This is a genomic window from Sulfitobacter sp. W027 (assembly GCF_025143985.1).
Taxonomy (GTDB): domain Bacteria; phylum Pseudomonadota; class Alphaproteobacteria; order Rhodobacterales; family Rhodobacteraceae; genus Sulfitobacter.
This window is the reverse complement of record NZ_CP083564.1, coordinates 2,592,910-2,614,054: the sequence shown is the minus strand read 5'-3', so window position 1 is coordinate 2,614,054 and position 21,145 is coordinate 2,592,910. Positions and strand designations below refer to the sequence as shown.

24 protein-coding genes are annotated in these 21,145 nt (G+C 61.2%); 12 read left to right on the top strand and 12 right to left on the bottom strand.

Annotation, left to right across the window (positions count from 1 at the left end; translation table 11 throughout):
- The first annotated feature begins 2 nt into the window (after positions 1-2).
- Genes K3759_RS12930 through K3759_RS12920 form a run of 3 tightly spaced genes read left to right on the top strand, consistent with a single transcriptional unit; the run spans position 3 to position 2,832 of the window.
- Entirely contained in the window at positions 3-1,169 is a 1,167-nt protein-coding gene (locus tag K3759_RS12930) for an ABC transporter permease (protein WP_259982368.1), read from the top strand.
- Positions 1,166-2,101 carry an ABC transporter ATP-binding protein gene (locus K3759_RS12925; RefSeq protein WP_259982366.1) on the top strand — a complete coding sequence of 312 codons (936 nt, stop codon included), beginning with the start codon at positions 1,166-1,168 and terminating at the stop codon, positions 2,099-2,101. The genes K3759_RS12930 and K3759_RS12925 overlap by 4 nt, the downstream gene beginning before the upstream one ends.
- Complete coding sequence (locus tag K3759_RS12920) at positions 2,098-2,832, top strand: ABC transporter permease (protein WP_259982365.1); 735 nt, start codon at positions 2,098-2,100, stop codon at positions 2,830-2,832. The genes K3759_RS12925 and K3759_RS12920 overlap by 4 nt, the downstream gene beginning before the upstream one ends.
- A gap of 3 nt (positions 2,833-2,835) precedes the next feature.
- On the opposite strand, the gene K3759_RS12915 is transcribed toward K3759_RS12920, so the two are convergent.
- From K3759_RS12915 to K3759_RS12905, 3 genes are all read right to left on the bottom strand, one after another.
- On the bottom strand, positions 2,836-3,531 hold the full coding sequence (locus K3759_RS12915) for a haloacid dehalogenase type II (RefSeq protein ID WP_259982364.1): 696 nt from the start codon (positions 3,529-3,531) through the stop codon (positions 2,836-2,838).
- Between the two features lie 72 nt (positions 3,532-3,603).
- Complete coding sequence (locus K3759_RS12910; RefSeq protein ID WP_259982362.1) at positions 3,604-4,914, bottom strand: FAD-binding oxidoreductase; 1,311 nt, start codon at positions 4,912-4,914, stop codon at positions 3,604-3,606.
- Positions 4,914-6,263, bottom strand: coding sequence for a glutamine synthetase family protein (locus tag K3759_RS12905; protein ID WP_259982361.1), 1,350 nt, complete (start codon positions 6,261-6,263; stop codon positions 4,914-4,916). The genes K3759_RS12910 and K3759_RS12905 overlap by 1 nt, the downstream gene beginning before the upstream one ends.
- A 109-nt stretch (positions 6,264-6,372) precedes the next feature.
- Here K3759_RS12905 and K3759_RS12900 point away from each other — a divergent pair, with 109 nt between their 5' ends.
- From K3759_RS12900 to K3759_RS12890, 3 genes are all read left to right on the top strand, one after another.
- Positions 6,373-7,131 carry a GntR family transcriptional regulator gene (locus K3759_RS12900; protein ID WP_259982359.1) on the top strand — a complete coding sequence of 253 codons (759 nt, stop codon included), beginning with the start codon at positions 6,373-6,375 and terminating at the stop codon, positions 7,129-7,131.
- Positions 7,132-7,210: 79 nt separating this feature from the next.
- Complete coding sequence (locus K3759_RS12895) at positions 7,211-8,302, top strand: alpha/beta hydrolase (RefSeq protein ID WP_259982357.1); 1,092 nt, start codon at positions 7,211-7,213, stop codon at positions 8,300-8,302.
- 88 nt (positions 8,303-8,390) lie between these two features.
- Entirely contained in the window at positions 8,391-9,308 is a 918-nt protein-coding gene (locus tag K3759_RS12890) for an MYG1 family protein (protein WP_259982355.1), read from the top strand.
- A 35-nt stretch (positions 9,309-9,343) separates the two neighbouring features.
- On the opposite strand, the gene K3759_RS12885 is transcribed toward K3759_RS12890, so the two are convergent.
- The 4 genes from K3759_RS12885 to motA form a co-directional block, all read right to left on the bottom strand.
- Positions 9,344-9,682, bottom strand: a complete 339-nt coding sequence (locus K3759_RS12885; protein WP_259982353.1) for a peptidoglycan-binding protein — start codon at positions 9,680-9,682, stop codon at positions 9,344-9,346.
- A 350-nt stretch (positions 9,683-10,032) separates the two neighbouring features.
- Positions 10,033-10,458, bottom strand: coding sequence for a hypothetical protein (locus tag K3759_RS12880; RefSeq protein ID WP_259982351.1), 426 nt, complete (start codon positions 10,456-10,458; stop codon positions 10,033-10,035).
- A complete protein-coding gene (locus K3759_RS12875) occupies positions 10,455-10,712 on the bottom strand; it encodes a hypothetical protein (protein WP_259982350.1) in 258 nt (85 codons plus the stop codon). Before K3759_RS12875 ends, K3759_RS12880 begins: the two co-directional genes overlap by 4 nt.
- Positions 10,709-11,575: a flagellar motor stator protein MotA gene (motA, locus tag K3759_RS12870; RefSeq protein WP_259982349.1), complete on the bottom strand. Its 867-nt coding sequence runs from the start codon at positions 11,573-11,575 to the stop codon at positions 10,709-10,711. Before motA ends, K3759_RS12875 begins: the two co-directional genes overlap by 4 nt.
- 93 nt (positions 11,576-11,668) lie before the next feature.
- On the opposite strand from motA, the gene K3759_RS12865 reads away from it, so the two are divergent.
- The 6 genes from K3759_RS12865 to K3759_RS12840 all read left to right on the top strand — a co-directional run bounded on the left by K3759_RS12865 (position 11,669) and on the right by K3759_RS12840 (position 17,433).
- Positions 11,669-12,769, top strand: a complete 1,101-nt coding sequence (locus K3759_RS12865) for a hypothetical protein (RefSeq protein ID WP_259982347.1) — start codon at positions 11,669-11,671, stop codon at positions 12,767-12,769.
- Positions 12,770-12,955: 186 nt separating this feature from the next.
- Positions 12,956-13,423 (top strand): MucR family transcriptional regulator, encoded by a 468-nt coding sequence (locus K3759_RS12860; RefSeq protein WP_259982346.1) that lies wholly within the window; start codon positions 12,956-12,958, stop codon positions 13,421-13,423.
- A gap of 42 nt (positions 13,424-13,465) precedes the next feature.
- A complete protein-coding gene (locus K3759_RS12855; protein WP_259982344.1) occupies positions 13,466-14,395 on the top strand; it encodes a flagellar motor protein MotB in 930 nt (309 codons plus the stop codon).
- A gap of 275 nt (positions 14,396-14,670) precedes the next feature.
- Entirely contained in the window at positions 14,671-15,303 is a 633-nt protein-coding gene (locus K3759_RS12850; RefSeq protein WP_259982341.1) for a hypothetical protein, read from the top strand.
- 40 nt (positions 15,304-15,343) lie between these two features.
- The gene (locus K3759_RS12845) at positions 15,344-16,753 is read left to right on the top strand and encodes a flagellar hook-length control protein FliK (protein ID WP_259982339.1); all 1,410 of its coding nucleotides are present in this window, start codon (positions 15,344-15,346) and stop codon (positions 16,751-16,753) included.
- Positions 16,754-16,764: 11 nt separating this feature from the next.
- Positions 16,765-17,433, top strand: coding sequence for a flagellar hook assembly protein FlgD (locus K3759_RS12840; RefSeq protein ID WP_259982338.1), 669 nt, complete (start codon positions 16,765-16,767; stop codon positions 17,431-17,433).
- Positions 17,434-17,452: 19 nt separating this feature from the next.
- Here the strand turns inward: K3759_RS12840 and K3759_RS12835 are convergent, their stop codons facing one another.
- From K3759_RS12835 to flgF, 5 genes are all read right to left on the bottom strand, one after another.
- A complete protein-coding gene (locus K3759_RS12835; protein ID WP_259982337.1) occupies positions 17,453-18,031 on the bottom strand; it encodes a hypothetical protein in 579 nt (192 codons plus the stop codon).
- 80 nt (positions 18,032-18,111) lie between these two features.
- Positions 18,112-18,882, bottom strand: coding sequence for a flagellar basal body L-ring protein FlgH (locus K3759_RS12830; RefSeq protein ID WP_259982335.1), 771 nt, complete (start codon positions 18,880-18,882; stop codon positions 18,112-18,114).
- Positions 18,879-19,538, bottom strand: coding sequence for a flagellar basal body P-ring formation chaperone FlgA (gene flgA, locus K3759_RS12825; protein ID WP_259982333.1), 660 nt, complete (start codon positions 19,536-19,538; stop codon positions 18,879-18,881). The genes K3759_RS12830 and flgA overlap by 4 nt, the downstream gene beginning before the upstream one ends.
- Entirely contained in the window at positions 19,538-20,323 is a 786-nt protein-coding gene (gene flgG / locus K3759_RS12820; protein WP_259982332.1) for a flagellar basal-body rod protein FlgG, read from the bottom strand. Before flgG ends, flgA begins: the two co-directional genes overlap by 1 nt.
- A 33-nt stretch (positions 20,324-20,356) precedes the next feature.
- Entirely contained in the window at positions 20,357-21,100 is a 744-nt protein-coding gene (gene flgF / locus K3759_RS12815) for a flagellar basal-body rod protein FlgF (protein WP_259982330.1), read from the bottom strand.
- Positions 21,101-21,145: the final 45 nt, after the last annotated feature.

The window sequence follows — 21,145 nt, the reverse complement described above, 5'->3', positions numbered from 1 at the left end:
CATTGACCGGCCCCGGCGCAGCAATTTCTGCGCCGGGGCTTTTGTTCGCCGTGTTGGGCGCGGCGGCGCTGTTGACCCCTTTCATGACGCTGGCGGCCAACCGCATCGTCGCGGGTGAGGGGGTGATGGCATGTGGCGTGGCCTCTTTGCCGATGGTGCTGCCGGGACTTATCGCCATTGGGGCGGGGCTTGTTATGGGGCTGCCTGCGGGCCGCAATCGCCTGCGCACCGGGGGCGCGGTTCTGGGCTTGGGCGGGTTGCTTTGGCTGTTGACCCAAGGCGCGTCTGGCCTGCTGGTTGAGGCCGGTGAATACGCGCGTGTATCGCCCTCCGTAGGGTTTTGGTGCCTGCTGATTGTTTTCATGCTGCTGATGGCCGATGCGCTGGCCGCGCTGGCACCGGGGCCGTTGATGCGGGGCGGGGTGTTGGTGGCTGTGTTGGCGGTGCTGGGGGTGATCTTGTGGTCGGGCGCGCTGTCGGATCTGTCGGTGATGCAAGAATATGCCAGCCGCGCGGATGCTTTCGGGCGGGAATTCATGCGCCATCTTGGCTTGGCCTTCGGCTCGCTCGCCGCAGCGGCGGTGATTGGCTTTCCGCTTGGCGTACTTTGCCACCGCCTTGCCAGCCTGCGCGGCGCCACGCTGCCAGTGCTGAGCTTTCTGCAAACCATTCCGTCGCTTGCCATGTTCGGCCTGATGATCCCGATCCTCGGCTGGGTGGGGGCCAATCTGCCGGGCGCGCGGGCGCTTGGCATCGCGGGCATTGGCTTTGCCCCGGCCTTTCTGGCGCTGGTGCTCTATTCGCTGCTGCCTGTGGTCGGCAATACCGTGGCGGGGCTTGCCTCTGCTCCTCCGGCGGCGCTTGAGGCTGCGCGGGGCATGGGGATGACGCCGCTGCAGCGTCTGTTGCGGGTGGAGTTGCCGCTGGGCCTGCCGATCATCCTCACGGGCCTGCGCATCGTTCTAGTGCAGAACATCGGTCTGGCCGTGATCGCCGGGCTAATCGGCGGCGGCGGTTTCGGGACGTTTGTTTTTCAAGGGCTGAACCAAACCGCGACCGACCTGATCCTGTTGGGCGCACTGCCGACCGTGGTGCTGGCGCTGACAGCGGCCATCGTGATGGACATTTTGGTCGAGCTGACCCGCAAGACCCCAAAGGACCGCGCATGATTGAGATTGACCGCATCACCAAGACCTACGCGGGCATTCGCGCGGTCGACGCAGTGTCGATGACCGTGGAGACGGGGACGATCACGGTGATCGTCGGCACCTCCGGCTCGGGTAAGACGACGCTTTTGCGAATGATCAACCGGTTGGAGGAACCCACCTCGGGCGAGGTGCGGATCAACGGCGAGTCTACGTTATCGGTCAAGCCGCATATCCTGCGACGGCGTATCGGCTATGCCATTCAGGGGCATGGGCTGTTCCCGCATCATACGGTCGGGCGCAACATCGGCGCGGTGCCGCAACTGTTGGGGTGGCCGCGTGACAAGATCGCGGCGCGGGTGGATGAACTGCTTGAGCTTTTTTCCATGGACCCCGCGCAGTTTCGCAACCGCTATCCGGCAGAGCTTTCGGGCGGGCAGCAGCAGCGGGTCGGCGTGGCGCGGGCCTTGGCCTCGCGGCCTGATTTGCTGTTGATGGACGAACCCTTTGGCGCGCTGGATCCGATCATCCGCACCCGCGCGCAGGAGGATTTGCGGCGCATTCAGCAGCAGCTTGGCTCCACCATCATGCTGGTCACCCATGACATGGAAGAGGCGATCCGGCTGGGAGACCGCGTGGCGGTGATGGACGGTGGCAAGTTGGTGCAGCATGGCACGCCGGCTGAAATCATCGCCGCGCCCGCGACCGACTTCGTCGCGGATATGGTCGGCGATGTGGAGCGTCCCCTGCGGCTTCTCTCATTGATCCCCGTCGCCGAATTGGTGGAAGAGGGCAGCGCCGAAGGCGAAGCGCTGTCCGCCGACGCCAGCCTGCGCGACGCGCTCTCGGCCTGTCTTTGGACGGGGCGCGAGGCGGTGCCGGTCGCGAAAGACTGGGTGCCGATAGGCCGGGTGACCCTTGATGCGATCCGCGCCCGGGCAGGGCAGCACGCATGAGGATCGGGTGGATCCTGCGGCCCTTGTTGATTGCGATCCTGCTGGCCTTGGTCCTGCGGCCTGAGTGGTTCACGCCGCTGCTGGCGCCCTTGGCTCCGACGGGAGGCCCGGTGATCTATGAGCGCGCTTCGCTTCTGTCGCTTTCGCTCAGCCATCTGGCGCTGGTCGCCATGGCCTCGGCTGCGGCGACTGTGGTGGCGGTGACATTGGCGATCCTCGTCACCCGCCCGGCGGGGGCGGCGTTCCGGCCGCTGTCGCGCACCATCACCAACATGGGCCAGACCTTCCCCCCCGTCGCCGTGCTGGCACTGGCCGTGCCGGCCTTGGGCTTTGGCGCGGGGCCGACGCTGGTGGCGCTGTTTCTCTATGGTCTGCTGCCGATCTTCGAGAATGCGGTGACGGGGTTGACCAATCTGCCCCCCGCCACGATGGAGGCGGCGCGGGGCATTGGGCTCAGCCGTTGGCAGCGGCTTTGGCAGGTGGAGCTGCCTTTGGCCCTGCCGGTGACGCTGACGGGCATCCGTCTCTCAATCGTCATCGCGCTTGGCACGGCGACCATTGGCTCTACCGTCGCCGCGCGGACCTTGGGTGAGGTGATCATCGCCGGGCTTTTGACCAACAACACCGCCTTTGTCGTTCAGGGCGGGCTGGCGGTTGGGCTGTTTGCAGTGCTGATTTATGACGCGATGGTGCAGTTGGAAACCCGGCTGGCGCGGCGCATGGGCGGTTGAGGATCAGGCGCGGTTCGCGGCGATGATCTGGTCGGCTAGATCAACCAAATCGTCTGAGACATAATGCGGCTGTGGCACGTTTCCAGCGGCAATCAGGTTGTTGTTGGGGCGGGTCAGAAAAGCCCCCTGGCACCCCGCCGCCTGTGCGCCGATGGTGTCCCACAAGTGACAAGCCACCATGCAAAGATCTTCAGTTTCCAGATCAAGCGCTTCGGCCACCATTTGGTAGGTCGCCGGATGGGGTTTGAACTTTTCCACCTCATCCACGCTAAAACTGCGCTCAAAGAAGTCGGCGATCCCGGCTTTCTCAAGCGGTGTTGGCGCGGGGGAGGGGGGTGAGTTGGTTAATGTGACCAGCCGGAAGCCCGCCTCTTGCAGTTTGCGCAGGGCGGGGGCGGCATCGGGATGGGCGGGCATGGAGCCGATGAGAGATTTTAATTCGGCCACGTCACCATCCGTCACCGTCATGCCCTTATTCGCGCCGACCATCCGCAAGACGCCGCCCGCCAGTGCGCCAAAGGGCGCGTAGCGGCCCGAGAGGGTCATGGTTTGGGAATAAAGGATCAGTTCCGCAAACCACTCCCGCAGAACGGAGGCTTTGCCAAACACACGCAGGAACAGGGGCTCTAGCGTGGTGATGTCGAGGAGGGTCTCATTGACGTCGAAGACGATTGTCGAGACGGGCTTTTGATCGGGCATGGGGGTCCTTCCGCTTATGACGGGCAATGCGCCCCGTTACTGTGAAGAAACCCCCCGTTCTGTCAAAAGGTTTCAGACGCCCAGGCGGTCGCGCAGCCCGTACCACCAAGAGCCCATCACCGAATAGGGCACCCGAAGCATGCGCCCTCCGGGGAAGGGGAACCATGGCACATTGGCGAAAACGTCAAAGCGGGTCAGATCGCCGTCGATCGCCTCGGACAGGATACGCCCGAAAGTATGCGAGCCGGTGACGCCGTGACCGCTGTAGCCATGGGCGAAATAGGTGTTGTCACCAATCCGGCCCATCTGCGGCACGCGGCTAAAGGATAGGGCGAAATTCCCGCTCCACGCGTAGTCGATCTTCACGTCTTTCAACTGGGGAAAGACCTTGTCCATGTTGCGTTTCAGCTTGGCCTTAATGTCGCGCGGGTCCGCGCCGCCATAGACCGTGCCGCCGCCAAAGAGCATGCGTTTGTCGCCCGACAAGCGATAGTAGTCGAGGATATAGCGGATATCTTCAACGCAGGCATCGGTGGGCAGCAGCGCATGGGCCTGTGCTTCGCTGAGTGGTTCCGTGGCCATGACTTGGGTCGAAACGGGCATCACGCGCGGTGTTAGCGCGGGCACCACATGGCCGAGGTAGGCATTGCCGCAGAGCACCAGCGTCTTGCAGGTCATCGTGCCCTTGGCAGTTCTGACCACGGGGCGGGCGGCGGTGTGATCCACATCCGTGACGGGGGACCTCTCGTAAATCGTACCGCCGTTTTTCTCAAACGCCACAGCCTCGCCAAGGGCAAGGTTCAGCGGGTGCATGTGACCGCCCGAATGGTCGATCAGCCCGCCTTCATAGAGGTCGGAATTGATGTGGGCGCGCAACTGGTCCTTGTCCAGCATCTCTTGGTTGTCGATGCCGTAGCTCTGCCAGAGCTTCTGACGCTCCTCCAACTCGCGCAAATGCGCGGCCGTGAGGCCGGTGAAGATGTTCTTTTCCTTGAGATCGCATTCGATGTCATAGGTGCGGACCCGCTCGCGGATGATCTCGCCGCCTTCTTGCACCAACCCGGCCACGAAGGTCGCCGTGTCCTGACCGTAGCGGCGCTTGATCGTTTGCAGGCTAGCGTTCAACCCGTTGACGATCTGCCCGCCGTTGCGCCCCGAGGCCCCCCAGCCTACGCGCGCGCCTTCGATGATGGCGACCTTATAGCCCTTTTCGGCCAGATGCAGACCCGTCGACAGCCCGCTATAGCCTGCCCCGACGATGCAGACGTCAATCTCGTGATCGCCCTTCAGTTCTGGGCGTTCGGGCGACGGGTTGGCCGAGGCCGCGTAGTAGCTTGACGTATGGCTGCCGTCACCGGCGTAGGGGTGGCTTTGGCGAGACATCAGACGATCTCCAGATAGGTGTCATATTCGAAATGGGTCACTTGGCGCGCGAATTTGCGCAGCTCTTGGGTCTTGCATTCGACCATCATGGTTTGCAAGCGTGCGGAGAAGATGGCGGGCACATCCGGCCCTTTGCGGAAGGCATCAATCGCCGTGGCCCAGTCGAGCGGCAGGTTGTCGAGCTTCATCGTATAGGCGTCGCCGGTGATCGGGGCGACAGGCTGCATGTCCTGCTCGATCCCCAAAAGCGCGCCGCCTAAGATGCTGGTCAGCACCAGATAGGGGTTGGCATCGGCCCCGGCGACGCGGTGTTCGATGCGCCGGGCCTTACCTTCGCCGCCCGGAATTCGGATTGCCGCGGTACGGTTTTCATAGCCCCAAGCGACATTGGTCGGCGCATGGGCACCGGGCAGCAAGCGACGGTAGGAGTTCTCATGCGGCGCGAAGGTCAGCGTGTTTTGCTGCATCGTCGCCAACAGACCGGCCACGGCGTTGAGCATCAGGGGCGTGCCCTCATCCCCACCATTGTCAAATACGTTAACGCCGTTCTCATCCACCAGTGAGAAATGCACGTGAAAACCGCTGCCTGCCAGATCGCCATAGGGTTTAGCCATGAAGGTGGCGGCGAACCCGTGTTTGCGGGCGATACCGCGCACCAGCCGCTTGAACAGCACCGCATCATCTGCCGCGCGCAGCGGGTCATCGACATGGCGCATGTTGATCTCAAACTGACCTGCCCCGTTTTCCGAGATTGCCGCGTCTGCCGGGATGCCCTGCAATTCGCAGGCGTCATAGACCTCGTTCAGGAACTCATCGAAATGCTGCAACTCATCGAGCGACATTGCCCCATCGGAGTCCAGCCGCTTGCCGGTGACAGGGGAGCAGGGTGCCTGCGGGTGATCCTCGGACGGGTCGACAAGGTAGAACTCCAACTCTGTCGCGACCACGGGGGTCAGCCCGCGCGCTTTGAATTTTGCGGCCACTTCTGCCAGCGCCCGGCGCGGATCGCCGGGGAAGGGCGCGCCGTTTTCCTGACGCATCCACAGCATCGCCAGCGCGGTCGGGCGCGAGGTCCATGTGATGGGCATGAGGGGGCGGCCCGTGAAATCGCACAGCCCGTCGGAATCCCCGGTTTCAAACACCAGTTCGCTGTTTTCGACATCTTCGCCCCAGATATCCATGCCGACGATGGACAGGGGCATTCGCAAACCACCCTCAACGACCTTGGAGACTTGATCGGCAGGCACCCGTTTGCCGCGCATGGTGCCGTTGAGGTCGCAGACGCAGGCGAAGATCGATTCGATCTCAGGATGTTGCGCCAACCAGGCTTCGGCTTTGCTCTCAGACATGGGGTCCCTTTCGATATCGAAGTTAAAAATGTGATACCATTATACGAAACGTCATACCACTATTCGCTTGTCTGTCAATTGGCCATCCGCGTATGGTTGGAGCTAAGAGATGAAGGGCGGCGAGATGATCGAGACGGAAAACGACGCACTGAATATTCCCGAGATCCCTGAGATTCCGGGGGCGACGACGCAGGAATATGTCTATGAGCGGCTGCGCAATGCAATCATGCTGGGCGCAATCACGCCCGGCACATCGCTGACCATGCGTGGCATCGCAGAGCGGCTGAACCTGAGCCCGACCCCGGTGCGCGAAGCGGTCCGGCGGTTGAGTTCGGAACATGCAATCCAGATCAAAGATAACCGCCGCCTGACCGTGCCGTTGATGACGCTTGATCGGTTCGAGGAACTGGTCGCCCTGCGCATCTCGGTTGAGACCCACGCCGCCCTGCGCGCCTTGCCCTATATCTCTGATATTGTGATCGGTAAGCTGACCGAGATTGACGGCAGCATGGATCGGTTTGTGGCAGAACGGGATTCGGATCAACTCACGCTGATGAACCAAGCCTTTCACCGCATGCTCTATACGGTGAACCCGGCGCAGTCGTCCTTGCCGATGATCGAAAGCATCTGGCTGCAGCTTGGCCCGTTCCAACGGCAGGTCATCACTGAGGTCGCGGAATACTATCAGATTGACCGGCACAAAGAGGTGCTGGCCGCGCTGACCCTGCGCGACGGCGATGCGCTGAGCGCGGCGATTGCCAATGACATCCGTGACGGGGTTTTGGACACGGGGCGCAAGTTGCTGGCGGCGGAAGAGGGCGGAGACGCGGCTTTGTCTGAGGTCTGGGCCATGCCCGGCGCCTCCTGATGCGCGGTCAGCTGCTGCCTTTGGCCTATGATTTTGCTGGACGATCAGGCTAGAACTGCGCCGAGCGATGGGGGCGGGGATGCGCGACGGATACAATCATAGCTTTGTCGGCAGGGGGCTACGCGGCCTTTGTGCTCTGGCGATTGTTATCCTCTCGGCCTGCGTGCCGCGGCCGGGAGAGGAAACCTTGACGGTGGTTCCAGCGGGTGAGAGCACGCGCTCGGTGGCGATCAGCGTGGCATCTACGCGGGGACGCGATCCGCAGTCGGGCAATTATACCAACGCCCGTGCATCAAAGCTGAGCTTCGAACGGTTCACCATCGCGATCCCGCCCAACCACGAGGCCAGCAAGATCGAATGGCCCGGGGAAGAACCGGATCCGAGCCGCAGCTTTGCAGTGACAGCCCGCGATCCATTGCCGGCGCTTGATATCCAGCCTGAGGGCGGGGCGCGGCAGGACGTTATGGTTTTCGTGCACGGGTACAATCAGACCTTCCCTGAATCACTGTTCCGCTTGGCGCAGGTGGCCGCAGATGGGCATTTGTCAGAGCAGCCGATTCTCTTCGCTTGGCCCTCTGCCGGGACGGTGGTGGGCTATGTCGCAGACAAAGATGCCGCCGCTTTCTCGCGCGATGAATTGGTCGCCTTACTCAGCACCCTCGCCGCCGATCCTGACGTGGGGGACATCACGCTTTTCGGTCACAGCATGGGCGGTTGGCTGGTGGCTGAGGCCCTGCGGCAATTGCGCCTGTCAGCAGAGGACGCAGTGATCGCGCGGCTCAGCGATGTGGTCCTTGCGGCACCGGATATCGACGTGGATGTGTTCCGCAAACAGATTGAGGTTATCGGCCCTCTTGAGCTGCCGATGGCGATTTTGGTTGCGCCTGATGACCGGGCGCTGCGTATCTCGGCAGGTCTTGCAGGGGCGCGGCCTCGGGTCGGGCGGACCAATGCCAGCGCCCCAGCTGTACAGGCGCTTGCCAAACGACACGGTGTTCTATTGGTCGACATCTCGGCGATCGGCGCGGTAGACGGGACACATCACAACCGCTTTGCGGCACTCGTGCAGTTGATCCCCGAACGGCGCGATGGGCTGGCGCAGACCCGTGCGCAGGTGGGGGCGTTTATCCTTGACCCTGTCTCGGCCACGCTGGTCGCGCTGTCGCGCTAGGGCAGGGCGGCTTGCACTAGGGCCGCGCCCCGCAGTATTGGGGCGCAAGCGATTACCCTTACCCCCAGCCCGAGCGGAGCCAGCCCCCATGACCATTACCCATCTCGTCACCCATTCGGGGGGATTTCACGCAGATGAGCTTTTGTCCTCCGTCATTCTCACCCGCCTCTACCCTGAGGCCGCGCTGCTGCGCAGCCGCGATGCAGATTGGATCACCCCGGGCGCGGGGCGGATTATTTATGACGTGGGCCGCGATTATGATCCTGAGGGGCTGATCTTTGACCACCATCAGCGCCCCGGACCGCTGCGCGAGGATGGCCAGCCTTTCAGCTCTTTCGGGCTGATCTGGCAGCACTATGGCCATGATTATCTGCGCAGCTTTGACGTCCCAGAGGCGGATCTTGTGGATATTCACCGCAGTTTTGATCAAGGCTTCGTCCTGCCTGTGGACCTGATCGACAATGGCGCATTGGAACCTTCGGTGGCAGGGCCGCTAGCGGGCATGACCCTCCCGGTGTTGCTGGAGACGCTGAAGCCGGTCTTCGACGAACGCGGCGAGGATGCCGACGACCGCGCCTTTATGGCCGCTTTGCCAGTGGCGCGGGCCTTTGTCGAAGCCGCGATCAAGGGCAAGGCTGCCAAGGGCCGGGCCGAGGCGATGGTCATGCAGGCAATTGAGGCCGCAGGCGACGGGCGTGTCTTAGAGCTGCCAAATGGCATGCCCTTCCGCGGGGCGGTGGAGAAAGCGGGGGCGGATCACCTGTTGTTCGTCGTGCATCCGCGCGGCGAAGATTGGGCCCTGACCACGATCCGCAAGAGCGGCGACAGCTTTGAAGCCCGTGCCGACCTGCCTGAAGCTTGGGCCGGGCTGACAGATGCCGAGTTTGAGGCCGCAAGCGGGGTGCCAGGGGCGAAATTCTGTCATAACGCGCGGTTCATCGCGGTGGCCGCAAGCCGCGAGGCTGTGTTGCGGATGGCTGATCTGGCGGTGCAGGCAGCGGCGTAAGTAAGACCGAGGCCCGCAAAGGGCCCCGGCGCGGCCTACATGTAAGCGTCAGAGGTCAGGAAGAACATCGTTTCGCTGACCTGAATAGGGTAGGCAAATGTCCAAGTCTGGGCATGGCGCAGATAGCGGTCGGAGGCCATGAGCGCGCGAAAGGCGGCTTCGGTCCCCGGCCCCCAAGCGCCATCAATTGCACCCTTATAGTAGCCTTCGTGTTTAAGGCTGTCTTGCACCATGCGGCGCGCACCGAGGTCGCGGCTTTGGAACAGGTCACGCACATCGACAAGGGTAACCTCAGCCGATTGCGCATAGGCTGGGTTAACACTGAGCGATGCGGCACTAATGGCGGCGGCGGCAAAAAATCCTCTTCGCTTCATTTCAAATCCTTACTGGTTAAATATAGGGCCAGAAATGCGACCCCGTGACAGGTTCAGGCAGGCCAGACGTGTGTGTGGATATCATCGCGGCGAAAAGACCGCAGATGATTGACGCCGGCCAAGTAACTAGTGCGCAGTCATTGCCTTGGCGTGGATGATCGCGGTGGTAAGGCTGGGGGCATCGGTCATGCGCAGTATCCTCTATAGACAAAACTTTCACGCAGACGCCGTCGTGATGGCGACGCATGGAATGCGGCTTTGATGGAATAGAATTGCGGCGTTTTTCTGACTGCTATTCGCCATTTAAGAGAAATTTACGATAAACCTCCCGTAATGCGATAATTGGCTTACTACCTCTGGTCCTCAAGCCAGGTGGATAGGAACCCTTCGGCCTGCGCGGCGGTCTCAGCGTCTTGGATCGCCTGCCTGCGCGTCTCGGCGCGGCGGGTGCGGATCAGGTCGATGCGCTTGGCTTCGGCGAAAAGCCCGTTCAGGCGGTCATGGATGCCTGCACTGTCCGCGCGCAGCCGTTCGGCTTCGGCGTCCTTCCGGTGAATCGTTTCCGAGACGTTGCGGATGAAGGCGGAAACGACGCGTGTGGCCTCTACGGCGTCGGGATCGCCCCGGTCGTTCAATTGCTCCATGAGGGCGTGGCGATCGTTTTCGATCTGGCTCAGGGCGCGGTTTACCTCGACCATTTCCAGGGCCACATTCTCCATCTCAAAGCGTTTTAGCCGTGAAAGCACAGCCAGCCCGTCACCGCGCCGGGGTTTCACTGGCCCGCGCCTTGCGACAGGATAATCAGCCGCTCGCGCATGCGTTCCAGCACCTCGGGATCAAAAAGCGGCAGTCCCTCCATCGGAGGGACATGGCCGATCACCCCATGGCGGCGCATGGAATTGGGAAGCTTCGCCTCTTCGGCTGCGGCTTTGTCGTCCTTCTCTCCGCCCTCTTTCTTAGGCTCGCTAGCTGCGAAGCCCGGCCCGGCAAGCAATGCCATGAGCGCGATCAGGGGCAGGGGGCGGATCATACCGCAGGCAGTTCGCGCTGCGAGGCCTCCACGGCGGAGAAGTTCGGCTGTTTCGTAGTGGGAATATTGCCGCGGCCCAGCTCGATGCAGATGCTCGGCGGGTGGCCTGCCACGATGGCAACGATGACATCGCGGATCACCGTATACATGGCGCTGTCCTCCTCTTCGATCTGCTCCAACCGGCCCGCGATGGGCTGCACCATACAGTAGGCGAGGAAAACCCCAAGGAACGTGCCCACCAACGCGCCGCCAATCATCGCGCCCAGGATCTCTGGTGGTTTGTCGATGGAGGACATGGTTTTGATCACGCCCAGAACCGCCGCAACAATGCCGATGGCGGGCAGGCCGTCGGCCATGCTTTGGATCGCGCTGGCTGAGACCAGTGACTCATGGTGATGCTTCTTGATCTTGCGGTTCAACACGTCTTCCATTTGGAAGCGGTCATCGAATTGCATCGACATCATGCGGAAACTGTCGGCGATAAGGTCTGTGACGAAGTGGTCCTTCATCAGCTTGGGATAACGCTGGAAGATCGGGCTGGCCTCTGGGTTTTCGATATGTTCGTCCATCGCAACGATGCCCTTGGTCTTATAAAGACGCGCCAGTTCAAACATGAGCGCCAGCAGATCGTTGTAATCCGCCGCCTTCCAGCGCGGCCCTTTGATGACCCGCAGGACCCCGCCTAGCGATGATTTCACCACCGAGAAAGAATTGGCGATCACAAAGGCGCCCAGAGAGGCGCCACCGATCATCATGCCTTCATAGGGTAGGGCGTGCAGGACGATGTCCATATTCCCTCCCGACAGCATGAAGCCGCCAAAGACCAGACCGAAGACCATTACAAGACCAAGCAAGAGTGTCATTGCTGCACACGCCTCCAAAAAGAAACTATTCTTACTTTATCCTTGAGTGGATGCGCCTATACAAGTATTATCTAGGAAAGAACTTGGGTTTCTATGATGAATAGTGGTTTTTCGGTCAAAGAAGAGTTGAAGGATGATGTCGACGCTCTGCAAGAGCCCGATGCCTTTGCCTATTTCGTCGATCCCTCTGAGCTTTCGGTGCTCGTGCAGGGCTGGCCCAAGGAAATGCGGCTGCTGCTTTGTATGGACGCCGCCGGTCTTTGCGAGTTCGTGGTCTTCCATAATGATGAGGAACACGCGGTTTTCGACCGGGTTTCCGACATTCTAGATCGCCCCGTCGGCAGCTTTGCCGTGAGCCCTGAGGTTGAAGGGCATCCCTGCCGCAGGCTGCTGTTTTCTGAGGAAAACGCACTGTTGAAGGCCATTCAGGAAAGCAAGACGCTTGAAGAAACGGCGGCGGATTACCTTATCAACTACAACTTCGCCCGCGAAGAAGGGTTGGATTTCGACGAGTTGATGCGCCAGCGCCCGGAGTTGGATCAGTTTCAGCGCGTCAGCACCAACAAGATCTTCCCCATCGGCACGCGCAAGCGCCGCAAGCTGCGCTCTGGCCCGCCCGAGGGCTATATGTCATCCGCTGAGGTTCAGCCCGGGGAATGCTTCTACGTCAGCCTTGAGATGTGGCTTGCCGGGGGGAGGATGCGAATCGCGGCCACTCCGGAAAAGCCCTTGCCCATGGTCCCGACCTTGGTGCGTGACATCGCGTTTCGTGATGATTTTGCATCAGTCTACATCCCGCGCGATACGCTCGCGGCAGAGTGGCGGCCCAAGGATAACATGGTGATCGATATACCGGCTGAGCTTTTCCCTGCTGGGTTTAGCGACAGTTGTGAGCGGCGCGAAGTGAAGGTCGCAGTCATGCCGCGCGGTATCTTTGTTGAGTTTGGCGCGCCGATTGATGTGCCTGAAATGCCAGAGCCAGAACTGCTCGACCCCACAACATTGACGCCGCAGCCACCTGCGCCCCGCAAAAGTCTGTGGAAGTCGCTGCATATCCCGCTAATCGCGGTCGCGGGGTTGGGCGTGACCGGGCTGTTCAGCACGATCATTGCGCAGACTACGGGGAATGATACAGCCCCCAATCCGGCCCCCAAGAGCGCGATCTTCAAAACAGTCGCTCAGATGGAGCCGTGATGCATTTTTCACAATGTGGCGGAAAAGTGCTTGTCAATGCTTGTGCGGGTTCCAAATATAGTTCGAATCGTGATAAGAATAAACTGCGAAGAATAATTTATCTTTGCTGCGTCACTTGCGAAGCCCTTCGTTGGCATTTCGCGAACCTTGCAGAAGGCAAGATTAACTTAACAAGGAAGTTGCCTCATGCCTAATGTTCCCCCCAAGCAAAACCTAAGCGATACCGCGATTGCGACCATCGTTTCCGGTTTCGCCAGCCGCAGCGATGTGACGATCGACGATATTCTAACCTTGGTCGAGCGCCTGCGCGCGACACCTGCGGAGAGTGCCGCCACCGCTTTGGCCAACATTCCTGCGGCCCTTGCCCCTATCGCGCCCAAGGCGCAGGGCGTTCCCGCCGCCCCCGGCGAACAGCCGATGACCGATGACACGATCTTTTGCCTGTGCTGTGGCAAAGGGTTCAAGATGCTCAAACGTCACCTTGGTGCCGAGCATGGGCTGACCGAAGCGGAATACCGTGTGATGTTCAATCTGGCCGCCGACACGCCGCTGGTCGCGCCGAGCTACTCCAAGCGCAAAGCCGAATACGCCAAGCGCGCCGGTCTGGGCAAATATAGCCGGGACAAGTCAGACAATAACGCAGAGCTTTCCTGATCTGGCCTTCGGCTCGATCTCGAGCAGTCGGGAGGCCCTGTGATGGCTGACAAAAAGAACGCAATGATCATCATCAAGCGCTACGACGCGGAGGGCGGCCACGCCCACCACGGCGGCGGTTGGAAGGTGGCCTACGCGGACTTCATGACCGCGATGATGGCGTTTTTCTTGTTGCTGTGGATCCTTGCGGCTTCGGACGAAGAAAAGCTGCGTGGTTTGGCGAATTACTTTACCCCGACAGTATCCGACGGGGGGTCATCCTCGGATGCGGCGGCGGACCTGCGCCCGCTGATGGCCGCAGGGGTCATGACCGGCGCGGTCGACAATACCGGCAATGTGCAAAAGCCGACCTTTGGCCGCGACAACCCGATGATGGTCTTTGACAGCCGCCTGCGCGACAAGCCGGCAGAGGTGGTCGTAGAATACGCCGAGGCACCCGAGCCTGCCGCAGCCGCAGATCCCGCCACGCTGGCCGCAATCGAAGAGGCAGAGCACCGCAAGTCCGAGATTGATCGCATGGCCGAAGACATCGCCGAGCGGATCACCTCGGATGAGGAACTGAGCGGTCTGGCTCGCAATGTTCGGCTGGAGAAGTCGAGCGGCGCGTTGACGGTGCAGGTGCTGGATCAAGACGAACGCTCGCTCTTTACCCGCGGCAGTGCCGAAGTGTCCCCAAAGACCCGCGAATTGCTCTTGGCCATCGGTGATGTGATCGCCGAACAGAACCAGCCGGTTGAGATCGTGGGCCATACTGACGCCGCTGCCTTTGGTGCAAACAACGGCTACACGAATTGGGAACTGTCGGCAGATCGCGCCAACGCCACGCGCCGCACATTGATGGCCGCCGGCATCGCCAGCGCACGGTTCATGCGCGTCTCAGGCGTGGCAGACACCCAGCCGATCAACACAATCGACCCCTTGGCCCCGGAAAATCGTCGCATCTCAATTCGCTTGGTGTACCAGGCCGAGTAGGCCTTGTTTTACTGGCGATATAGGCGGTTTTGCGCCGATCATCTGCGATTTCAAAAGTGCGACATCCCTGCCGCTGATTCCCAAAAATAATGTCCTGCCCTGTAAAATTGTTGACGGTCAAGGTCTTGCGATCTAGACCTAATGCAATAAACGAGCACCCGGGCACCTAAAAAACTTAAAAAATAGCCTGGATAAACCATGGACAGAATGTCCTGAACGAGGCGGAAATGCAGGTAAACTCACTTATCGGTGGCATCTGGAAGGGTGCCTGCCACATGGATTCATCGGCCGACGGCCGCCATTTCAACATGCTGATCCGGGCGCTGATTCCGGTTCAAGCTTCGGTCTTCGAGATGCAGGATTGGGCCGGTCATCCGGTGGCAATGCCAGATTGCATCGAACCAATCCCGGGCGTCTGCCTTGGCGATATTCTGGCCGAAGAACTCGACGCCGACGTGCCCTATGGCTCGCTCGTCGTTATTCGCAAAAGCGACAATTTCACAAACATCTCCCAAGCTGCCGGTGCGCTGGTGGGCGAAGTCCTGATCGGGATCATCGGGCGCGGTCTGTTCCCGATGATGGATGAGGACAGCGTTCTGCACGCTCTGGGTCAGGCTTACTATCATGCCGCTGAGGCGGATGAGCTGCTCAAACTGGGTCTTGAGCCTGCGGCCTTCCGCATGGGGCTGAGCGCGGTTCTGGGGCAGTACTGGGGCCGTCCGGTGGATAGCCAGTCGGTCTTTGCTGCTGAACAGGGCGACGGTGCACAGCTTTCGCTTCGGGCGCTCACAGGGACAGAAACGCCTGTGACCCTCAATCAATGGACTCTGCGGCTGAAAGCCCTCGTCGAGGGCCGCAGTGCGCGCCGCGCCCATGAAGACCAGCGTGGGAACGTGCGGATCTCTTGATCCAAAAGAGCCTTCGGAATCCCAAGGTGGAGGACGTCAGATGATCGCTCAACTTCAAACCGCCCCTGCGGCATCCAGTGCCGCAGGTCTAGGGCAGCCGCCCCAGAAAGGGGCTGCGAAAGGCTTTGCCGCTCTCATGCTGGGCATGGCGAGGCAGGAGGCAGCACCCCAGCCGCAGGTCAAAGACCCTAAAATCGCAACGGCGGAGACCAATGGGGCCGCCGATGCGCTGCCCGAGGGGATCGACCTTGAAACGGCAGAAGGGCTGATGGCTCTGATGGATCACACGATTGCCGGGTTGGAGGAGGTCAACGGTCAGGTCACTCCGAAGGCAGCGCTTACCGCCTTTGCCGATGCCTTGGGAGAGGATGTGCCTGACCAAGTCGGGACGTTGGAGGCCGTGGCCCGATTGGAAGACCCCACCTTAGAAGCCGCGCTTGAAGAAAAACTCGCCGGTGCCCTGCGCATTCCGACGCCAAGCAGCCAACTCAGCATTGCATCGGCAGTGGTTCCAGTTGTGGGGCGTTTGACGGTAGGGGCAGGACAGGCGCAACAGGGGCCGACCCCCCTGATGGCCGAAGGTGCAGCACCGGTTCTTCGGTTCGATGGGACCGCACCACAAACGACACCCCCCCCGAGCAATTTGGACGACACACCGATGATGCGGCTTAATACCGCAGCACGTGCCGATATCAGCGCTACCGCTGACGCCCCCGTGGACGCGAGTGCCGAGGTCGCAGGCCCTCGCATCACGGCTGCAGAGCCCCGCATTGCTGTTGAAGCTCCCCGCAACATGGTTGCAGAGCCCCGCATCGCTGCTGCAGACCCCCGCATCTCCGCCGCCGACCCGTTCAGCGCCGCCGTCGATGCCGCCAAGGCAGTCCAGCCCGGCGTGAACGCCCCGGCAGCCGAAGTCGCGCTACGCGAGGTGGCCACGCTGACCGCACCGCAGGCTCCTCAGTCCGAGGGGCTTCGTCTCAGCCCGCCGCAGCCGACACCCGCGCCTGCGCCGAATCCCGCCGCCGCGCCGGAAGAGCAGTTGCGCCAGCACGTTAGCCAGCAGATCCGTAGCCTCGACACAGTCGACAACAAGCTGCGCTTCTCGCTTTCGCCCTACGGCATGGGAGAGATTGAGATTGAGGTGATGCGGAGCGAGAATGGCCGCATGCAGATCGCCATGACCACCGAAAGCGCGTCGGTGCTGAACATGCTGCGCCAAGACCGTGATCAACTGCTGGACGCGCTGCAATCGCGCGGCATCAGCGCCGATAACGCCGACCTCGACTTCCAGACCTTTGGCGACCGAGGGCGCAATGGCGGGCAGCAGGATGGCCCAGAGTTTGAAACAAATTTGTCGCAGGCCGATGATCCGCAGGGCAGCGATGCTCTTCCTTTGGCCCAGACACCCAGCCCGAGTTTGTTAGCCGGGCAGTTGGATATCCTCACCTGAAAGGCGAGATCATGATCGACGCGACCACAGCAAGCACCCTGAGCACCGCCAGCACCTCGGCGGCGGCGACGTCGTCGGCTGAGCTTCAAGAGAGCTACAACAGCTTCCTCACCCTGCTCACGGCGCAAATTTCGAACCAAGACCCACTGAACCCAGTGGATTCCACGCAGTTCGTCTCGCAATTGGCGCAGTTGACCCAAGTGGAGCAAAGTATCGCGACCAACGCGAGCCTTGAGCAGATCAGCACCATGCTCTCGACCGTTGGGGCGATGTCAGACCTGCAATTGATCGGGCGTGATGTCTTGGTCCCCTCGACCCAAGTGCGGATGACCGAGGATGACTTCCCGCTGAGCTATCAACTCAACGCCGGGGCGGAGGATGTGACGATCCGCATCTATTCCGAAGACGGAACGCTGGTCCGCGAGATGCCCGGCCCTTCGACCGCCGAAGGAGAGGTGATCGACGTGGAGTGGAACCGCCTTGATTCAGTGGGCCTGCCAGTGCCGCCCGATACCTTCCGGGTTGAGATCACGGCAACGGATGCAAGTGGTAACAACGTGGGGGTGACCCCACTGACCCGCGCCGAGGTGACGCGGGTGAATTTCACTGCACTGGGGCCGGAGTTGGAGCTTGATAACGGGGAATCCGTGCTGTCCAACGTGGTGCGCTCGGTCCTTTAAACCGCTGCGCGGCCCGGGGTCAGAGCCGGGCCACATCCTGCTTGTAGAGTGAGACGAACATCACATCATCGACGCCATTGTGCTCCTTGCTGATCAGATCGCGCAGAAGCTGCGACAGCGCTTCGCTGTCGATGGACACGCCGCGCAACACGGCGCTTTCGGCGGCAAGGTTCATCGCTTGCAGAAGTGAATCGCGCATACGTGTCGCATCTTCTACGCGGCGGTAGCGTTCAGCCAGTTCCAGCGATCCCATCTTGAGCGCGAAATCCGCAACCACGTAAGACACGCTGTTGGTCTTTTGCACCGGAATCGTCATCTGCCCGAGACGCACCACCGTGCGGTCTTTGGCCAGTTCATAGCTGTCCATCGGCTCTTGGTTTTCGCCTTTGGCCGATTTTTCGCCGTCTTGGCCATGTGCGTCAGTTTCAGGCGCGTGGGCTGCGTCCTTTAGCGTCTCCTCCGCCCCGTGGGCGGCTTTCTCATCAACTTCCGTTCCCGCCGCTTCGGCCGGGGTAGGGGCAAGGGCCAGACCGGCGCCATAGCCTGCGCCCAAGCAAAGCAAGGGGAGCGCTACGAATGCGATTGCTGCCTTTTTCATGTTCGACCTTTCCTGAGTTGCCCTCAGGTTTAAAGGTCGATTGCGACGGCAATGGTCTCAGATTGTGACCAAGTCAGGAATTAGTAGGGCAGGATCACATCCATCGCGTCTTCGCCATAGCTGCGCTCTTGGGCGCGTGAAAGCGTGCCGCGACCGCCATAGGCGATGCGGGCCTCGGCGATCTTGTCATAAGAGATGGTGTTATCATCCCGGATGTCGGCAGGGCGCACGATCCCGGCCATGCGCAGCTCACGCAACTCCTGATTAACCAGTATTTCTTGACGTCCCGCGACGACGAGCGTGCCGTTGGGAAGCTTGTCGATGACCAGCGCGGCGACCTTCAACTCGATCCTCTCGTTGCGCGTGATGGCACCAGAACCGCTTGCCTCAGAGGCCGAGCCGACCTCGACAATATCGCCGCTTGGCAAATCGGAGGCGCTGATTCCGGGCAGAATTGCGGCAATTTTCGCGCCATAGCCAAAGAATGTCGGGAATCCGACCGAGCTTGCCCCTTCGCGCTCCCGGTCCGTCGAATTGCGCAGTTGCGCCCGGTCGTCGATGGAGATCACGACGGTGACGATATCGCCGATGTCATCGGCACGTTGATCTGAAAACAGCGGTTGGCTACGGGCTGAAAAGAGCGAGGCCTTGGCGCTGCCACGGCGCGGCGGCTCCATCGCCACGGCGGGCATCGGCACCTGCACGCGGGCCACTTCGGGGATGGTTTGGCCATCCACCACGATCGGCGAGGGCTGCGGATCACGGTCGAAGTGATCTGCGGTATCACAGGCGGTCAGGGCAAAGGCCGCGCCGAACATCAAAAAAGTGGGGCGCGCGAAAGCGGTGGTCATCGAATGATCTCCACGGTCCCTTCGCCGGTGGCGATGCCGGTGACCGTTTTGTTGCTGACAAGGTTAACGATACGGATTTCCTGTCCCTCATGCGCGTCATCAAGCGCGCGCCCCGGAGAGGAAAGGGCCAGAAGCCCGTCGCTGAAATAGATCTCCACCCGCTCGCCCCGGTTGATAACCAGTGGCTGGATGATGGATTGGGTTTGGATCGGGCGGCCCGGCGTCAAGACGCGGCGCACCTGCTTGCCAATGACCTCTTCCAAGTCGGTCATCACGTAGGCACCAATCCGGCCCACCGGCAGGCGCATGACGGTCAGGTCGTCTTCCATGATGATGTCATCCGGCAGCAGGCGGCTGACAGGCACGGGGACGGGCATGGTAACAAGGGCATAGCCCGCGATCCGCTGCACTTCGCCCGTCTCCAGCACGGCATTGGCCAGAAACTTGCCGCTGCGCGGGTCCATCCAGAACTCGGCGAGGGTGAGTACCTCGTCGGCGGGGGCGTCCTTGACCGTGATCTCGAATTCGCCATCCTGCGGCAGGCTGTCGGCGTAATCTGCGCGTGCGCGTTCTTCGACCAGCACGCCGACAGGGGCCGACAGGGCAGGGCCCGTCAGCGCCATCAGGCCAAGGAAGAGAGCGGCGAGCCGTTGCATTAGCGGATTTGGTTCGCAGCCGAGAGCATCTGGTCTGCGGTCTCAATGGATTTGGAGTTCATCTCATAAGCGCGCTGCGCCGAGATCAGATCGGTGATCTGCTGGATGACATTCACATTAGAGGCTTCCAGATAGCCTTGCCGGATCATCCCCGCACCCGGATCGCCGGGGTTCACCACCTGCGCTTCGCCGGAGGCTTCGGTCGCCAGCAAGAAGTTGTTGCCCACGGGGCGCATGCCCGGCTCGTTGACGAATGTGGTCAGGCTGAACTGGCCGAGCTCCACCGGAATGGGGTCATTTTCAACATAGGCCATGACGACGCCCTGTTCGTTGATCTCAACCGCTGTGGTGTTTTCCGGCACGACGAGCCCCGGCTCAACCCGGTAACCCTGCATGGTCACGATCTCACCTTCAGGGGACAGTTGGAACGACCCGTCGCGGGTGAATGCTTGGTTGCCATCGGGTAGCGTAACCGAGAAATAACCGCGTCCGTCGATGGCGACATTCAACTGGTTCTCGGTGGCCACCATGCCGCCTTGAGTGTTCAGCCGTACGGTGCCAGCGGTCTGCACGCCCATGCCGATGTCGATTCCCACGGGCCGGGTCGAGCCCGCCTCAGAGGTCAGCGCGCCTTCGCGTTGCATGGATTGATAGATCAGATCCTGAAAGGCGGCGCGGCTGGCCTTGAACCCGGTGGTGTTCGCGTTGGCGATGTTGTTCGAGATCACATCGACATTGGTCTGCTGCGCCATCATGCCGGTCGCGGCGATGCTAAGTGCCTTCATTGTCTCGTTCCTTCCGTTTCACGGATGTCGGGGTCAGACCGCCTGCGCGATCCGTTTGAGCGAGTCGCGGCGCAGGTCGTCCGCATTGCCCATCATTGTATTTGTCCGCTCATAGGCGCGCTGCACGTCGATCAGCCGGGTCATCTCGCGCACCGGATTGACGTTGCTCAGCTCAAGCGTGCCTTGGCGCACCTGCACGGTCTCAGCCACGCCCGGTTTGGCCATACCTTCAGGGGCGACCAACATGCCGCCGCCGAGGCGCTTATAGGCCTGAATTTCAGGGATATCGAAGACGCCGATGCGACCCAGCGGGCCGGTCGCGCTGCCTGAGATGGTGCCGTCTTCGGAAATGTTGATGTCACCCAATCCTTCCGTCGGCAGTTGGATCGGCGCACCGCCCGCGTCGAGAACCTTGGCCCCCGACAGCAGTGTCAGATTGCCCTGTGTGTCGATGGTAAAGCTACCATCGCGGCCATAGGCCTGCTGCCCTTCGGCGGTTTGATAGCTGAACCACCCCTCACCATGCAGGGCCACGTCCAGCGGGTTGCCGGTCTGTGACAGCGCGCCGGGACGGGTGTCGATGTAAGAGCCGGTGTCGCTGACGAAAGCTGCCTGATCGTCGCCCAGTGCTGTGTTGTCCTGCAACAGCGCCTCAAACACAACGTGCTCGCCCTTGTAGCCCGCGGTGCTGGCGTTGGCGATATTGTTGGCGGTGATGTCGAGCTGTCGCTGCAAAGAAGTCGCCAGCGACATGCTGATATGGCTGGTTTCCGTCATGGCGGGCCTCAGTTTTGGCAAGGATGGCGTGACTTTATTGAAGAT

Bases quoted from the DNA above. Each gene is read 5' to 3' on its own strand.
- K3759_RS12920 (WP_259982365.1), top strand. From the start codon at position 2,098: ATGAGGATCGGGTGGATCCTGCGGCCCTTGTTGATTGCGATCCTGCTG.
- K3759_RS12915 (WP_259982364.1), bottom strand. From the start codon at position 3,531: ATGCCCGATCAAAAGCCCGTCTCGACAATCGTCTTCGACGTCAATGAG.
- K3759_RS12890 (WP_259982355.1), top strand. From the start codon at position 8,391: ATGACCATTACCCATCTCGTCACCCATTCGGGGGGATTTCACGCAGAT.
- flgG (WP_259982332.1), bottom strand. From the start codon at position 20,323: ATGAAGGCACTTAGCATCGCCGCGACCGGCATGATGGCGCAGCAGACC.
- motA (WP_259982349.1), bottom strand. From the start codon at position 11,575: ATGACACTCTTGCTTGGTCTTGTAATGGTCTTCGGTCTGGTCTTTGGC.
- K3759_RS12845 (WP_259982339.1), top strand. From the start codon at position 15,344: ATGATCGCTCAACTTCAAACCGCCCCTGCGGCATCCAGTGCCGCAGGT.
- K3759_RS12835 (WP_259982337.1), bottom strand. From the start codon at position 18,031: ATGAAAAAGGCAGCAATCGCATTCGTAGCGCTCCCCTTGCTTTGCTTG.
- K3759_RS12910 (WP_259982362.1), bottom strand. From the start codon at position 4,914: ATGTCTCGCCAAAGCCACCCCTACGCCGGTGACGGCAGCCATACGTCA.
- K3759_RS12855 (WP_259982344.1), top strand. From the start codon at position 13,466: ATGGCTGACAAAAAGAACGCAATGATCATCATCAAGCGCTACGACGCG.
- K3759_RS12875 (WP_259982350.1), bottom strand. From the start codon at position 10,712: ATGATCCGCCCCCTGCCCCTGATCGCGCTCATGGCATTGCTTGCCGGG.
- K3759_RS12860 (WP_259982346.1), top strand. From the start codon at position 12,956: ATGCCTAATGTTCCCCCCAAGCAAAACCTAAGCGATACCGCGATTGCG.
- K3759_RS12895 (WP_259982357.1), top strand. From the start codon at position 7,211: ATGCGCGACGGATACAATCATAGCTTTGTCGGCAGGGGGCTACGCGGC.
- K3759_RS12900 (WP_259982359.1), top strand. From the start codon at position 6,373: ATGAAGGGCGGCGAGATGATCGAGACGGAAAACGACGCACTGAATATT.
- flgF (WP_259982330.1), bottom strand. From the start codon at position 21,100: ATGACGGAAACCAGCCATATCAGCATGTCGCTGGCGACTTCTTTGCAG.
- K3759_RS12905 (WP_259982361.1), bottom strand. From the start codon at position 6,263: ATGTCTGAGAGCAAAGCCGAAGCCTGGTTGGCGCAACATCCTGAGATC.
- K3759_RS12830 (WP_259982335.1), bottom strand. From the start codon at position 18,882: ATGACCACCGCTTTCGCGCGCCCCACTTTTTTGATGTTCGGCGCGGCC.
- K3759_RS12840 (WP_259982338.1), top strand. From the start codon at position 16,765: ATGATCGACGCGACCACAGCAAGCACCCTGAGCACCGCCAGCACCTCG.
- K3759_RS12865 (WP_259982347.1), top strand. From the start codon at position 11,669: ATGATGAATAGTGGTTTTTCGGTCAAAGAAGAGTTGAAGGATGATGTC.
- flgA (WP_259982333.1), bottom strand. From the start codon at position 19,538: ATGCAACGGCTCGCCGCTCTCTTCCTTGGCCTGATGGCGCTGACGGGC.
- K3759_RS12925 (WP_259982366.1), top strand. From the start codon at position 1,166: ATGATTGAGATTGACCGCATCACCAAGACCTACGCGGGCATTCGCGCG.
- K3759_RS12885 (WP_259982353.1), bottom strand. From the start codon at position 9,682: ATGAAGCGAAGAGGATTTTTTGCCGCCGCCGCCATTAGTGCCGCATCG.
- K3759_RS12850 (WP_259982341.1), top strand. From the start codon at position 14,671: ATGGATTCATCGGCCGACGGCCGCCATTTCAACATGCTGATCCGGGCG.